The sequence below is a fragment of the Ruegeria sp. CI8 genome (assembly GCF_056536865.1).
This window is the reverse complement of sequence record NZ_JBQFQL010000001.1, coordinates 1,450,990-1,463,849: the sequence shown is the minus strand read 5'-3', so window position 1 is coordinate 1,463,849 and position 12,860 is coordinate 1,450,990. Positions and strand designations below refer to the sequence as shown.

Here is a 12,860-nt window from a genome sequence, read left to right as displayed (position 1 = left end):
GCGATGTTATGGGGCCCCCAGTGCGACGTCCTGCATCAACGAGCTGACCACCAATTCCGAGCCAAACCCGTAGCGCGCCCACCCCAGACTGTCCAGCCTGACGGAGCGTGCCTGTTCGGGTTTGCCGGCCTGCTTCAAGGCCTCGGCCTTCAGCAGCAGCAGCGTCGCCAACATCGAGGCGTTTTCGGCCCGCGTCATTGTCGCGATGGCCCGGTCGAGGTCCTGCAGGGCTGCGGGGCCGCGCCCTTGGGTCAGGGCATAGGCCGCCGTCTGAACCGAGATATGCGCGCGCTGAAGCTCGGTTCCGGGGGTCGCGCGCAGGTATTGCAGAGCGATGGCATATTCGCGCTGCGCTTCCTCGGGGGCGTCGAATTCACCCAAACGGGCCTTCAGATAATGGGGGTACGCCCGGCGGTGATCGGTCCAACCTTGCTCTCGGCCGATCCGCATCGCGCGGTCGATGGCCCGCATTTGCCGCGGCGAGGCTCGGCCCTTGCCGACCGCCAGTTGCACGGCGTCGATCCATTCACGCGGGGTCTCCGAGATTGGCTGGACGGGCAGATTGGCGCCGCGCGGGTTCAGGCGGGCGATGACCCCGGGTATGACCTGCGCCACCTGTTCCCGGGTCATGCCGGTCTGAAGCTCCGGCACATAGGTCGCGCGCAGGATCAGCATGTCGAACCCGGTCAGGATAGTGTGGAAATTATCGTCGTTGAAGACCGAATCCGGCAGGCGGTACATGTCGTTCAGAGGCCCGATCGCCTGTGCAAGTTCTTCGTGAAGGCAATCCCGCATTTCTTGGGGACTGACATCGTTGGGAATGAAGATCGCCAATCGCTCGCGGCTGCGCAGTGCGCGCCAACTGCTTTTGGTCTTGCGCTTGTCGCGATTGTATTCCTCGAGGCTGGACGCGTTGGGCACGACGAAACACGCGGCCTGCGGCAGCAGCCGCTGGATCTGGCGCTGGGTCACTGCTTCGATCGTGATGTTGGCCTGCCCATCGTTGATCTGGCGGATGTCGATCCGGGCTTCGCGCTGCAGTCTGGTCAGCAGACGCGTCAGGTCGGATTGCATCGTGGGGGCAGGGGCGCCCGTCAGCCGAACTGTGATCGGACCCTCGAACCGCGTGAACACCGGCAGGGCAGTGCCACTTTCCAGCGAGAAATGCAGCTCCACGAAATCCGCCGCGATGTTCGTATTCGACCGGGCCGGCGGGAAAGGACGCGGCGTGCCGAAAGCCTGAGTCACCGGTGCCGCGGCCTCGGTCACCTTGATTTCATCGGGCAACTCAATCCGGTCGACCGAACTGCAGCCGGCAAGGACAAAGCCAAGAAATATGCCAGCAAGACGTTTCATGGACGCCGATACTTGAGGAAAGGCGTCAGTTGGCCGACGCGGTCATAAAGCTGGCGCGCCGTATGGTTGAACTCTTGCGTCAACCAATAGACATCGGGCGCGCCTTTTCGATCGGCTTCGGCATAGACGGCCTCGATCAACGCTCGACCGACACCGGTGCCGCGTACATGCGAGCTGGCATAGAGATCCTGCAGATAACAGACGTTTTCGATCTTCCAGGCATGGCGGTGAAACAGGAAGTGGGTCAGCCCGATCAATTCGCCGTCCAACTCGGCCACAAGGCATGAAAAGTCCTGCGGATCATCCCCCAGCAGGCGCGCAAACGTGCTGTCGTAGACCTCGTCGGGCAAGACCGTTTCGTAGAATTCAAGATACGCCCGCCACAACAAGTCCCAGCTCGGCCGGTCTTCGGGCTTGAGGGGGCGAATGCGCGGCGCTTGGGTCAATTCGGGTGGTCCTGCTCTACAGCGTGCTCGGTGTCGTGTTCTTTGATCTTTGTTGCAGCAATGCTGGCATCAGGCTTGCCGCAAGGCAAGCCGTGATCACCAAGTATTCATGAATGGGCGGGCTTCAGCGCTTGGCGCGCGCCATGAAGGCCAGCCGTTCGAACAGATGCACGTCCTGCTCGTTCTTAAGCAATGCCCCGTGCAGCTTGGGCAGGGCATTTACCCCGTCGCGTTTCAGGTCCTCGGCATCCAGATCCTCAGCCAGGAGCAGCTTGAGCCAGTCCAGCACCTCGGAGGTCGAGGGTTTTTTCTTCAGCCCCTGCGTCTCGCGAATTTCGTAGAACTGGGTCAGGGCGGTGGTCAGCAACGCCTCTTTGATGCCTGGGTGATGCACTTCGACGATGCGACGCATGGTGGCCTCGTCGGGGAAGCGGATGTAGTGGAAGAAACAGCGGCGCAGGAAAGCGTCTGGCAGTTCCTTTTCATTGTTCGAGGTGATGATCACGATTGGGCGGTGTTTGGCCCGGATCGTTTCGCCGGTCTCGTAGACATGGAACTCCATCTTGTCGAGCTCCTGCAGCAGGTCGTTGGGGAACTCGATATCGGCTTTGTCGATCTCGTCGATCAACAGCACGACCTTTTCATCGGCGTCGAAGGCCTGCCACAGCTTGCCTTTGCGGATATAGTTCGACACGTCGTGCACACGTTCGTCGCCTAGCTGGCTGTCGCGAAGACGGCTGACGGCGTCATATTCGTAAAGACCCTGCTGCGCGCGGGTGGTCGACTTGACGTTCCACTCGATCATCCTGAGACCCAGCGCGCCGGCGACCTGTTTGGCCAGTTCGGTTTTGCCCGTTCCGGGCTCACCCTTGACCAGCAGCGGTCGTTCCAGCGTGACGGCTGCGTTTACGGCAATGGTCAGGTCGTCGGTGGCAACGTATTCGGCTGTGCCTTTGAAACGTGCGGTCATGGGGCCCTCGTATGATGGTCGCAGCAACAGGAGACGGGAACCGGGTTACCTAGGGCGGGGCCGAATGACAAGCCGGGCCGCAGCGTCGCGGGCTGCCAACGACGGGCGCGAGGGACGAATCGCACTGATTCCATCATCCGCTCGCGGGTGTTCTGCCGCAAAATGGTCGTTTCGCTTTCACAGAATGGCAACGATTTGGTGTCCAAAGTCTCATATTTATACCGGTTCTCATAACGGCGCGTCGGGGTTGCGTTTGGATAGTGACATTCCCCGTCCCGTCAGTTAAACGCTGCGCAGAAGGGGGTGCCAAATGTCAGGCGACACGACCGCAAAAGACGTTTCTGGCCATACCGAGGGAGCCAATATGAAGCAGGAAGTTTTTCTGCCGGAGGACTATCGTCCGGCCGAAGATGAACCTTTCATGAATGAACGCCAGCTTGAGTATTTCCGCCGCAAGCTGCTGAACTGGAAACACGAACTTTTGGCAGGCAGCCGGGATACGATCGAGGGGCTGCAGGACAGCACCCGTAATATTCCCGACGTTGCAGACCGCGCCAGCGAGGAAACCGATCGTGCGCTGGAGCTGCGCACCCGGGACCGCCAGCGCAAACTGGTTGCCAAGATCGACGCCGCTCTGCGCCGGATCGACGAGGGCGAATACGGTTACTGCGAAAAAACCGGCGACCCGATCTCGCTCAAGCGTCTGGATGCGCGTCCGATCGCGACCATGACGCTGGAAGCGCAAGAGCGTCACGAGCGTCGCGAAAAAGTTCACCGCGACGATTGATCGCTGGGTTCTTTCAAAAGAGACATGCGCCGGGGCCTGTGGCTCCGGCCTTTTTGCGTTAGGCCGGTGTCATGAAGATCGACGGTTTGCAAATCTGTGTCATCGGCGGCGGGATCGGCGGCATGGCCGCTGCGCTGGCCTTGCAGCAACGCGGTGCACGGGTGACCGTGCTCGAGCAGGCCGAGGCCTTGACCGAGGTCGGGGCCGGCCTGCAAATCAGCGCCAACGGCATGGCGGTCCTGCGTGCGCTGGGTGTTGTGGATGATCCCGGTCGGGTCGCACAACTCTCTCACGGCACTGTTCTGCGCGACTATCGGCGGGGCCGCGTCGTCAGCCGTCTTCCGGCACCTTCGGCCGGATCCACGTGGTATTTCCATCGCGCTGACCTTCTGGATGTGTTGCAAAAGGCGGCCGAGCGCGCAGGGGTGTCGATCAGGCTGAATGCCCGCGTCACCAATGTTCGGAAGCATCCAGCCGAAGCCGAGGTTGCGCTGCAGGATGGCACCCGGCTGCGCGCGGAATTCGCCGTTGCAGCGGATGGCGGGCGCAGCGGTATCAGGCCCATCCTGAATGGAACCGAAGCGCCCGCGTTCACGCATCAGGTGGCGTGGCGGGCAACGGTGCCCTGGACCGACCACGAAGCCGAGCCCATGGCATCGCTGACGATGGGCCCCGGGCGTCATGTTGTGACCTATCCGCTGCGAAAGCAGTCCATGTTGAACATCGTGGCGGTAGAAGAGCGGTCCGACTGGCGGGAAGAGGGCTGGCGCCTGCGCGGTGACCCCGAGGACCTGTGGGCCCGTTTTTCCGATTTCGGCGGTCCGGCCGGCGCCGCGCTTGCGCAGGTGCAGGATGTCCATCTGTGGGCTTTGTTTCTGCGCCCGGTGGCACAGAAATGGCAGAATGGTCGCGTTGTCCTTCTGGGGGACGCCGCGCATCCCACATTGCCGTTTATGGCTCAAGGGGCGTGCCTCGCGCTTGAGGATGCTTGGATCCTGGCCCGATCTTTTGACGAACAGTCGGGTGTCCGCCGCGCACTCGAAGCCTATGAAAGCACGAGGAAACCCCGCGCGCGCAAGGTGGTCGCAGCTGCCGGTGCCAACGCGCGGAACTTTCATTTGCGCGGTCCTGCACGACTGGCCGCGCAGGCGGCCTTGGCCCTGATCGGTCCGCGCCTGACGCGTCGATACGACTGGATCTACGACTACGATCCGACGGCCTGACGGGTCAGATGTCGAGGTCCACCCAAACAGGGACGTGATCGGACGGTTTTTCATGTCCGCGCACTGCGGCGTCGATCTGGCAATCGCGCATCAGGTCCGCCGCTTGCGGTGTCAGAAGGAAATGGTCAATGCGAATGCCGTCATTCCGGTTCCACGCGCCGGCCTGATAATCCCAGAACGAATAGTGGCCCGGGCCTTGTGTCCGCGCACGGAACGCTTCGGTGAAGCCAAGGTTCAGCACCTTGCGAAACGCCGCGCGGCTTTCCGGCCGAAACAGGGCGTCTTCGCGCCAGGCCTCCGGGCGTTTCGCGTCCTCGGCTTGCGGAATGATGTTGTAGTCCCCGGCCATGAGGGCCGGCTCTTCCGTGGCCAGAAGATCGCGGGCGCGCTCATACAGCCGCTCCATCCACGCAAGCTTGTAGTCGAACTTCGGCCCCGGAGCAGGGTTCCCGTTGGGAAGATAAAGCCCGCAAATCCGCAGCGCCCGCTTGCCGATGACGGTTGCCTCGATCCATCGCGCCTGCTCGTCTTGTTCATCCCCGGGCAGCCCGCGCGAGACATCTTCAAGCGGATACTTCGAAAGTATCGCCACGCCGTTGAAGCTTTTCTGACCATGGGTTTCGACGTTGTACCCGCGTTCCTCAAAGATCTCGCGGGGAAAGTTTTCGTCGACGGATTTGATTTCCTGAAGCAGGACCACATCGGGCTGGGCTTCGTCCAACCAGCGGGGCAGAGCCTCGGCCCGCGCCTTGATGCCGTTGATGTTGAATGTTGCGATTTTCATCCCGGTCCCTCCGAAGCTCTGCCGAAACCTATCGCCCAGAACGGAGGCCATCACAAGGTGTCAGTCAGGTCTGCCGCGGGTGCCGGGGCGTTCGGGGACGGATGACGCCATGATGAACTGGCCCAGTGGGCGTGGGGCCAAACACGGTCAACCCGCGCCCTAAGGCCTGATCGCGGGACAGCGGGCGCTCCTGCAGATCAAAGAGAAATTCAGAGGACGGGGGCGCAACGCCCCCACGATTGATCACATCGAAAAAGAGGTGCCGCACCCACAGGAAGAGGTTGCGTTGGGGTTGTCGATCACGAACCGGGCGCCGATCAGTTCCTGCGTGAAATCAATCGTCGCATTTTCCAGGAACGGCAAAGAAATTTCGTCGACGACAACCTTCTGGCCCTTGCCTTCCAGCACCAGATCATCGTCCTTGGGCTCGTCCAATGCGATTTCGTACTGAAAGCCTGAACACCCTCCGCCTTCAACGGCGATGCGCAGGGCCTTGCCGTTGTCGGCGGCGCCGATCTCGGCAAGCCTCTCGAAGGCGCGTTCTGTGACTCTCGGAGGCAGATTCATGCCATGCTCCAAAGGTTTATTTCCTCGTTGGTCTACAATATAGAAACCCCGGAGACAGGCGACAAGGACAAGACCATTGGAGCGAGCAGGATTTGCTGCCGATCCGGGCCGGGCGCGCGGGCGGCTGGTGCCAGAGGAAGAAAGCAGTTTCCGGTCGTGCTTTCAACGGGACCGGGACAGGATCATACACGCCAGCGCGTTCCGACGTCTTAAGCACAAGACACAGGTTTTTGTCGAGCATGAGGGCGACAGCTATCGCACGCGCCTGACCCATTCGATCGAGGTGGCGCAGGTCGCGCGCACGATCTCGGGGGCATTGGGGCTGAACCCCGAACTGACCGAGGCCGTGGCCCTGGCGCATGATCTGGGCCACACGCCGTTTGGCCATACCGGCGAGGACGCTCTGCATGCGCTGATGGCGCCCTACGGGGGCTTCGACCACAACGCCCAGGCGATCCGCATCGTCACCAAGCTGGAACAGCATTACGCGGATTTCGACGGGTGCAACCTGACATGGGAATGCCTTGAGGGCATCGCCAAGCACAACGGCCCGGTTACGGGCGAGTTGCCCTGGGCGCTGGCCGAGTGCAATGCCGATTTTGACCTTGAACTGCACACCCATGCCAGCGCAGAGGCGCAGGTTGCGGCACTGTCCGACGACATCGCCTACAACAATCATGACCTGTTCGACGGCCTGCGGGCCGGACTTTTTACCGACGACGAGATCGCCCAATTGCCGATTGTCCGGGAGTGTTATGCCGAGGTAGATCGCAAGTATCCCGGGTTGGATTTCTACCGGCGTCGTCACGAGGCGCTGAGGCGGGTGTTCGGCGTGATGGTTTCGGATGTAATCGACACTTCGCGCGAGGTTTTGGAGAGATCGGGCGCGCAAACAGTCGAAGATGTTCGTCACCTCGGGGCTCCTGTCATCCGCTTCTCGGATGATCTTTGGGCGCAGCTCAACGATATCCGGGCGTTTCTGTTCACCCGCATGTACCGGGCGCCCAGCGTCATGGAGGTGCGCGCCAAGGTCAGTCGCGTAGTCGAGGAGCTGTTCCCGATCTATCTGAGCGACCCGCGCCAGATGCCTCGGCATTGGCATTCGGATATCGAAGCGGCGCCGGACGAGACCGCGCTGGCCCGGATCGTATCAGACTATATTGCGGGCATGACCGATCGGTTTGCCCTGCAGGATCATGCCCGCCTGACCGGCGCACAGCCCCCTCAGGTTTAGGGCTGCATGTTGCGAAAGCTGGATTGGGCCGCTCGCCTGCATTGACCTTGCCGCCTTGCGTGGTAAACCGCTGCGCAAGCAAAAGGACATCCGAAATGAACCTGTTCTCCGAGATCCGCGGCCTTGTTCTGGACGCGCTGACGCAGATGCAGTCCGAAGGCGCGCTGCCCGAGGGGCTGAGCTTTGACAACGTTGCGGTCGAACCCCCGCGCGACGCCGCCCATGGAGACATGGCGACCAACGCCGCGATGGTGTTGGCCAAGCCGGCCAAGATGAAGCCGCGTGACATTGCCGATGCGCTGGCCGCGAAACTGGCCGCCGATGCGCGGATCACGAGTGCCGAGGTTGCAGGTCCGGGCTTTCTCAACCTGCGGCTTGCCCCGTCGGTCTGGCAGGGCGTTCTGGGTGCGGTGTTGGAACAGGGCACGGACTATGGTCGCTCGACCATGGGGCAGGGGTTGAAGGTGAACGTGGAATACGTCTCGGCCAACCCCACGGGACCGCTGCATGTGGGCCACACACGTGGCGCAGTGTTCGGCGACGCGCTGGCCAGCCTGTTGGCCTATTCAGGCCACGACGTGACCCGCGAATACTACATCAACGATGGCGGCGCGCAGGTGGATGTGCTGGCCCGGTCCGCGTTCGAGCGGTACCGCGAGGCCAACGGCCTGAGCCCGGAGATCGCCGAAGGCCTTTACCCGGGCGACTACCTGATCCCGATCGGTGAGGCGCTGAAGGAAAAATACGGCGACAGCTTGCTGGACAAGCCTGAAAGCGAGTGGCTGGCCGAGGTCCGCGTTTTCGCAACCGATGCGATGATGGATCTGATCCGCGCCGATCTGAAGGCGCTGGGCGTCGAGATGGACGTGTTCTTCTCGGAGAAGTCGCTGTACGGAACCGGCAAGATCGAGGCTGCACTGAAGTCGCTCAGCGACAAGGGTCTTATCTATGAAGGCGTTCTTGAGCCGCCCAAGGGCAAAACCCCCGAAGACTGGGAGCCGCGCGAGCAGACCCTGTTCAAGTCCACCGCGCATGGCGACGATGTGGATCGCCCTGTCAAGAAATCCGACGGCAGCTGGACTTATTTTGCCCCGGACATCGCTTATCACTACGACAAGGTGAGCCGCGGATTCGACGCGCTGATCGACGTGTTCGGCGCAGATCACGGTGGTTACGTCAAGCGGATGAAGGCCGCCGTTTCGGCCCTGTCAGACGGCAAGGTGCCGCTGGACATCAAGCTGACCCAGTTGGTGAAACTGTGGAAAAACGGTGAGCCGTTCAAGATGTCCAAGCGGGCCGGCAATTTCGTCACGCTGCGTGATGTGGTCGACCAGGTTGGCCCGGACGTAACCCGGTTCGTGATGCTGACCCGCAAGAACGATGCGCCGCTGGACTTCGATTTCGACAAGGTGCTTGAGCAGAGCCGCGAGAACCCCGTGTTCTACGTGCAATACGCCCATGCCCGGGTCATGAGCGTGCTGCGCCGGGCCGCCGAAGCGGGCATTGCCGCGGACGATGCAACCCTCAAAGCTGCCGATCTGAGCAAGATCGACCACGCGGCCGAGTTGGTTGTTGCCAAAAAGCTGGCCGAATGGCCACGGCTGGTCGAGATCGCTGCGCGTACCAACGAACCGCATCGCGTTGCCTTCTATCTGTATGAACTTGCAGGGGATTTTCATGCGTTGTGGAACAAGGGCAACGAAGAAATGTCGCTGCGCTTCCTGCAAGATGGTGACGCGGCAACAAGCCAGGCAAAAATCGCGCTGGCCCGGGCCGTTTCTGTTGTGATTTCAGCAGGCTTGGGTATTCTTGGTGTCACGCCGGCGCAGGAGATGCGGTAACCAACACTGCCCGAACCGCCGGCCCGAGGTAGGCAAGAAATGACCCGCGCGCCCCAATTTCAGGCGCGAAACGGGCAGTGAGGCGGATATGACCAGTTACGATTTCTCGGGGCAGACCAGCCCCGAGCACGCGCATTACTCGAATCAGTTCCAGCCCGAAGATGGGTATGAATTTCCCGACGACATGATGGACCAGGCTGAGGGTGTGCCGGCGGGCGCGGCCCTCGGGCGGGTCGTCAACCTGCTGGGTGCTGCCGCGTCTCTGGCGCTTGTCGCTGGCGTCGCGATCTGGGGGTACAAGCTGGTCATGCGCGATGTGAGCGGCGTACCGGTCGTACGCGCGGCCGAGGGGCCGATGCGGGTGCAGCCGGAAACTCCCGGGGGCACACCCGCCGATCACCAGGGTCTTGCGGTCAATGCAGTTGCGGCGGTTGGAACCGCGGCGCCTCCGGCCGACCGGCTGATCCTTGCGCCGCGGCCCGTTTCCCTGACGGATGAAGACGTGGCGATGGGCGAGCTGAAGCCGACCCCCGCCGTGCATGTTGTCGAACAAGAAATCTCGAACCAGGAAGCGGCCGAACTGCGTCAAGGCGCAGTTGACGCCGTGGTGGCCGAACTGTCCGGCGCGCCTGCCGTTGAGACACCGCAGACCGAAGCGGGTGTGCAGCTTGCATCCCTGAACTTGGCCGATGACGAGCCAGCCATTGATCCGGCCGATCTCGCCGCTCAGTTGCCGGATCCCGAAATCGCGGCCCTGCCGGGCGTGCGCCGGTCCCTGCGTCCGCTCCGCCGCCCGGCGCGCGCGGCTTCCGCTGTGCGCCCTGCGGTCAACGAAGACGCGATCAACGCCGCGGTCAAGGCTGCTGTAGGGTTGGATGTCGACCCGAACACCTTGACCAAGGGTACCCGGCTGGCGCAGCTGGGTGCGTTTGAAAGCCCCGAGGTCGCGCAGGCCGAATGGGACAGGCTGTATCGTCGGTTTGGCGAATATATGGATGGAAAGCAGAGGGTTATCCAGAAAACCTCAAGCGGAGGCCGTACGTTTTACCGTCTGCGGGTCCTGGGGTTCGATGACCTGAGCGACTCGCGCCAGTTCTGCGCCGCCCTGGTCGCACAGGACGCTGACTGTATCCCGGTTGCCGTGCGGTGAGGTTTGGCGCCACGATCACGGATGCGGCCGGGCTGCGATTGACACCCGAAGAAAAGGCGTTGTTTCGCCAAATGAACCCGTTCGGGTTCATTCTGTTTGCCCGCAACATCGAAACCGCGGATCAGGTCCGTGCCTTGTGTGGCGACTTTCGCGAGGCTGTCGGCCGAAACTGTCCGATCACCATCGATCAAGAAGGCGGACGGGTCCAACGTTTGCGCGCGCCACTTGCCCGGCAATGGATGCCCCCATTGGATCATGCGGAACGTGCCGGCGACCATGCCGAGCGGGCCATGTACCTGCGGTACCGCCTGATCGCGCATGAACTGTATTCCATGGGGATCGACAGCAACTGCGCACCGATGGTGGATCTGGCGCGTCCAGACACCCACGCGTTTTTGCGCAACCGGTGCTACGGTGGCGATGCTGCTACGGTCGCAAAAATCGGCCGGGCCGTTGCGCAGGGTCATTTGGACGGTGGCGTGTTGCCCATCGTCAAGCATATTCCCGGCCACGGGCGGGCGACCTTGGACAGCCATTTCGAGCTGCCACACGTCAATGCGCCGTTGGTCGATCTGTTGCAGACCGATTTTGCCCCGTTTCGCGCCTTGAACGACCTGCCGATGGGCATGACAGCCCATTTGGTCTTTGAGCAGCTCGATGAACGACCGGCAACGATCTCTCCGCAGATGATGGCTGTGATCCGGGATCAGATCGGTTTTGACGGCCTGATCATGACCGACGACATCTCGATGAAGGCGCTCAGCGGGTCTTTGGCCGACCTGTCACGTCATGCGCTGGCCGCAGGATGCGATGTTGTGCTGCACTGCAACGGCTCGCTTGCCGACAGGGCGGCGGTCATGGAAGCTGCGGGCGAGATGTCCGAGGCGGCACAAGCCCGCGCAGACAAGGCGCTGGCACAGCGGCAATCGCCCGAGGAACTTGACATCCGTGCCGCCGAGACGGAACTATCCCGTCTGATGGGCGGGCAGGTATATGACGGATAACCTTTTCAGCGAAGACCCGGTTTCGGTCGCCGATCGGTTGGCCGCCGAGGCGCTGATCGTGGACGTCGACGGGTTTGAAGGCCCGCTGGACGTGCTGCTGACCCTGTCACGGACGCAAAAGGTCGATCTGCGCAAGATCTCGGTTCTGGCGCTGGCGCAGCAATATCTGGCCTTTGTCGAACGGGCCCGCGCCCTGCGGATCGAACTGGCCGCCGACTACCTGGTGATGGCCGCGTGGCTGGCCTTTCTGAAATCCCGGCTGTTGCTGCCGCCCGACCCCGACGAAGAGGGGCCGACGGGTGAGGAACTGGCCGCTCACCTGGCCTTTCAGCTGGAACGCCTGCAGGCGATGCGCGACGCGGCGGCGCGCCTGATGGCGCGCGACCAACTCGGGCGCGATTTCTTCAAGCGCGGGCAGGGCGAGGATGTCACCCGCATCCGCACGGTCACTTATTCCGCGACCTTGCTGGACCTGATGCAGGGCTATGCCCGCATCCGCACCCGCGACGAGTTCCGGCCCTTCGTGATGGACCGCGACGCCGTTTTCACGATGGAGCAGGCGCTGGAACGGATGCGCCCGCTGATCGGATTTGCCGGAACCTGGACCGACATGGAAACCTACCTGCCCGACGGATGGGACGTTGACCCGGTGCGGCGGCGCTCGGCCACGGCGGCGACGTTTGCGGCCTCGCTGGAACTGGTCAAGGAAGGACATATGGAGATCAAGCAAAGCGAGACCTTTGCTCCGATCCAACTGCGCAGAAGGACTGACAAACGTGACTGACGCCCCCGAAGACGACGGCACCGGCACCCTGTTCGAAGCGCCTCCGCTGGCTGAGCAGGAGCGTATGGTCGAGGCGGTAATGTTCGCCAGCGCTGAGCCGGTGACAGTGGCCGATCTTGAGGCGCGGATGCCGCATGGCTGCGACGCCGCGCAAGCGCTGGAACTGCTGCAGAAACGTTATGAAGGGCGCGGGGTCCGCGTGGTCAAAGTGGGTGAGGCGTGGGCCATCCGCACGGCCCCCGATCTGGGCTTCCTGATGCAGAAGGAAACGGTCGAGACCCGCAAGCTGAGCCGAGCCGCCATCGAGACCCTGGCGATCGTGGCCTATCATCAGCCCTGCACCCGCGCCGAGATCGAAGAAATCCGCGGCGTGTCCGTGTCGCGGGGCACCATCGACCAGCTGCTGGAGATGGAGTGGATCCGGCTAGGCCGTCGCCGCATGACGCCGGGCCGCCCGGTGACCTTTGTGGTAACGCCTCAATTCCTGGACCATTTCGGTCTGGAAAGCGCGCGTGACTTGCCGGGCCTTAAGGAGCTGCGCGCTGCTGGCTTGCTGGAAAACCGGCCACCGCCGGGGGCGATGCCGATCGGCGAGGCTAACGAAGATGACACGGGTGACGAAGATCAGTCCGAACTGTTCGAGGAAGATTGATTGCGCCGCCCTTTTGTCGGCGCTTATCGCCGCTAGGTTCGGCGCAGAGGAACGGAGACCGA

13 protein-coding genes are annotated in these 12,860 nt (G+C 62.4%); 8 read left to right on the top strand and 5 right to left on the bottom strand.

Annotated features, from left to right (window positions below; all coding sequences use genetic code 11):
- Positions 1-6: 6 nt before the first annotated feature.
- The 3 genes from ACR0DA_RS07210 to ACR0DA_RS07200 all read right to left on the bottom strand — a co-directional run bounded on the left by ACR0DA_RS07210 (position 7) and on the right by ACR0DA_RS07200 (position 2,772).
- Positions 7-1,356 carry a DUF2927 domain-containing protein gene (locus ACR0DA_RS07210; RefSeq protein ID WP_480753439.1) on the bottom strand — a complete coding sequence of 450 codons (1,350 nt, stop codon included), beginning with the start codon at positions 1,354-1,356 and terminating at the stop codon, positions 7-9.
- Positions 1,353-1,802 carry an N-acetyltransferase family protein gene (locus tag ACR0DA_RS07205; RefSeq protein ID WP_480753437.1) on the bottom strand — a complete coding sequence of 150 codons (450 nt, stop codon included), beginning with the start codon at positions 1,800-1,802 and terminating at the stop codon, positions 1,353-1,355. The genes ACR0DA_RS07210 and ACR0DA_RS07205 overlap by 4 nt, the downstream gene beginning before the upstream one ends.
- A gap of 124 nt (positions 1,803-1,926) precedes the next feature.
- Positions 1,927-2,772, bottom strand: coding sequence for an AAA family ATPase (locus ACR0DA_RS07200; RefSeq protein WP_093962329.1), 846 nt, complete (start codon positions 2,770-2,772; stop codon positions 1,927-1,929).
- Between the two features lie 364 nt (positions 2,773-3,136).
- On the opposite strand from ACR0DA_RS07200, the gene dksA reads away from it, so the two are divergent.
- Together dksA and ACR0DA_RS07190 are read left to right on the top strand one after the other, a co-directional pair.
- Entirely contained in the window at positions 3,137-3,559 is a 423-nt protein-coding gene (gene dksA, locus ACR0DA_RS07195) for an RNA polymerase-binding protein DksA (RefSeq protein ID WP_170358872.1), read from the top strand.
- A gap of 71 nt (positions 3,560-3,630) precedes the next feature.
- Positions 3,631-4,782, top strand: a complete 1,152-nt coding sequence (locus tag ACR0DA_RS07190) for an FAD-dependent oxidoreductase (protein WP_480753435.1) — start codon at positions 3,631-3,633, stop codon at positions 4,780-4,782.
- Positions 4,783-4,786: 4 nt separating this feature from the next.
- Here ACR0DA_RS07190 and xth read toward each other — a convergent pair whose 3' ends face one another.
- On the bottom strand, positions 4,787-5,566 hold the full coding sequence (gene xth, locus ACR0DA_RS07185) for an exodeoxyribonuclease III (RefSeq protein ID WP_480753434.1): 780 nt from the start codon (positions 5,564-5,566) through the stop codon (positions 4,787-4,789).
- Between the two features lie 243 nt (positions 5,567-5,809).
- The gene (locus ACR0DA_RS07180; RefSeq protein ID WP_093962326.1) at positions 5,810-6,133 is read right to left on the bottom strand and encodes a HesB/IscA family protein; all 324 of its coding nucleotides are present in this window, start codon (positions 6,131-6,133) and stop codon (positions 5,810-5,812) included.
- 76 nt (positions 6,134-6,209) lie between these two features.
- On the opposite strand from ACR0DA_RS07180, the gene ACR0DA_RS07175 reads away from it, so the two are divergent.
- The 6 genes from ACR0DA_RS07175 to scpB all read left to right on the top strand — a co-directional run bounded on the left by ACR0DA_RS07175 (position 6,210) and on the right by scpB (position 12,798).
- Positions 6,210-7,367, top strand: a complete 1,158-nt coding sequence (locus tag ACR0DA_RS07175) for a deoxyguanosinetriphosphate triphosphohydrolase (protein ID WP_480753433.1) — start codon at positions 6,210-6,212, stop codon at positions 7,365-7,367.
- A 95-nt stretch (positions 7,368-7,462) separates the two neighbouring features.
- Positions 7,463-9,208, top strand: coding sequence for an arginine--tRNA ligase (argS, locus tag ACR0DA_RS07170; protein ID WP_170390381.1), 1,746 nt, complete (start codon positions 7,463-7,465; stop codon positions 9,206-9,208).
- 88 nt (positions 9,209-9,296) lie between these two features.
- The gene (locus ACR0DA_RS07165; RefSeq protein WP_480753431.1) at positions 9,297-10,358 is read left to right on the top strand and encodes an SPOR domain-containing protein; all 1,062 of its coding nucleotides are present in this window, start codon (positions 9,297-9,299) and stop codon (positions 10,356-10,358) included.
- Positions 10,355-11,362 carry a beta-N-acetylhexosaminidase gene (gene nagZ / locus ACR0DA_RS07160; protein ID WP_480753430.1) on the top strand — a complete coding sequence of 336 codons (1,008 nt, stop codon included), beginning with the start codon at positions 10,355-10,357 and terminating at the stop codon, positions 11,360-11,362. Before ACR0DA_RS07165 ends, nagZ begins: the two co-directional genes overlap by 4 nt.
- Complete coding sequence (locus ACR0DA_RS07155) at positions 11,352-12,146, top strand: segregation and condensation protein A (RefSeq protein WP_480753428.1); 795 nt, start codon at positions 11,352-11,354, stop codon at positions 12,144-12,146. Before nagZ ends, ACR0DA_RS07155 begins: the two co-directional genes overlap by 11 nt.
- Positions 12,139-12,798 (top strand): SMC-Scp complex subunit ScpB, encoded by a 660-nt coding sequence (gene scpB, locus ACR0DA_RS07150; RefSeq protein WP_170587066.1) that lies wholly within the window; start codon positions 12,139-12,141, stop codon positions 12,796-12,798. The genes ACR0DA_RS07155 and scpB overlap by 8 nt, the downstream gene beginning before the upstream one ends.
- The last annotated feature ends 62 nt before the right edge of the window (positions 12,799-12,860 follow it).

What these genes read in the sequence shown, in the direction of transcription:
- ACR0DA_RS07210 (WP_480753439.1), bottom strand. Translation starts at nt 1,356, where the DNA reads ATGAAACGTCTTGCTGGCATATTTCTTGGCTTTGTCCTTGCCGGCTGC.
- ACR0DA_RS07200 (WP_093962329.1), bottom strand. Translation starts at nt 2,772, where the DNA reads ATGACCGCACGTTTCAAAGGCACAGCCGAATACGTTGCCACCGACGAC.
- dksA (WP_170358872.1), top strand. Translation starts at nt 3,137, where the DNA reads ATGAAGCAGGAAGTTTTTCTGCCGGAGGACTATCGTCCGGCCGAAGAT.
- ACR0DA_RS07190 (WP_480753435.1), top strand. Translation starts at nt 3,631, where the DNA reads ATGAAGATCGACGGTTTGCAAATCTGTGTCATCGGCGGCGGGATCGGC.
- xth (WP_480753434.1), bottom strand. Translation starts at nt 5,566, where the DNA reads ATGAAAATCGCAACATTCAACATCAACGGCATCAAGGCGCGGGCCGAG.
- ACR0DA_RS07180 (WP_093962326.1), bottom strand. Translation starts at nt 6,133, where the DNA reads ATGAATCTGCCTCCGAGAGTCACAGAACGCGCCTTCGAGAGGCTTGCC.
- argS (WP_170390381.1), top strand. Translation starts at nt 7,463, where the DNA reads ATGAACCTGTTCTCCGAGATCCGCGGCCTTGTTCTGGACGCGCTGACG.
- ACR0DA_RS07165 (WP_480753431.1), top strand. Translation starts at nt 9,297, where the DNA reads ATGACCAGTTACGATTTCTCGGGGCAGACCAGCCCCGAGCACGCGCAT.
- ACR0DA_RS07155 (WP_480753428.1), top strand. Translation starts at nt 11,352, where the DNA reads ATGACGGATAACCTTTTCAGCGAAGACCCGGTTTCGGTCGCCGATCGG.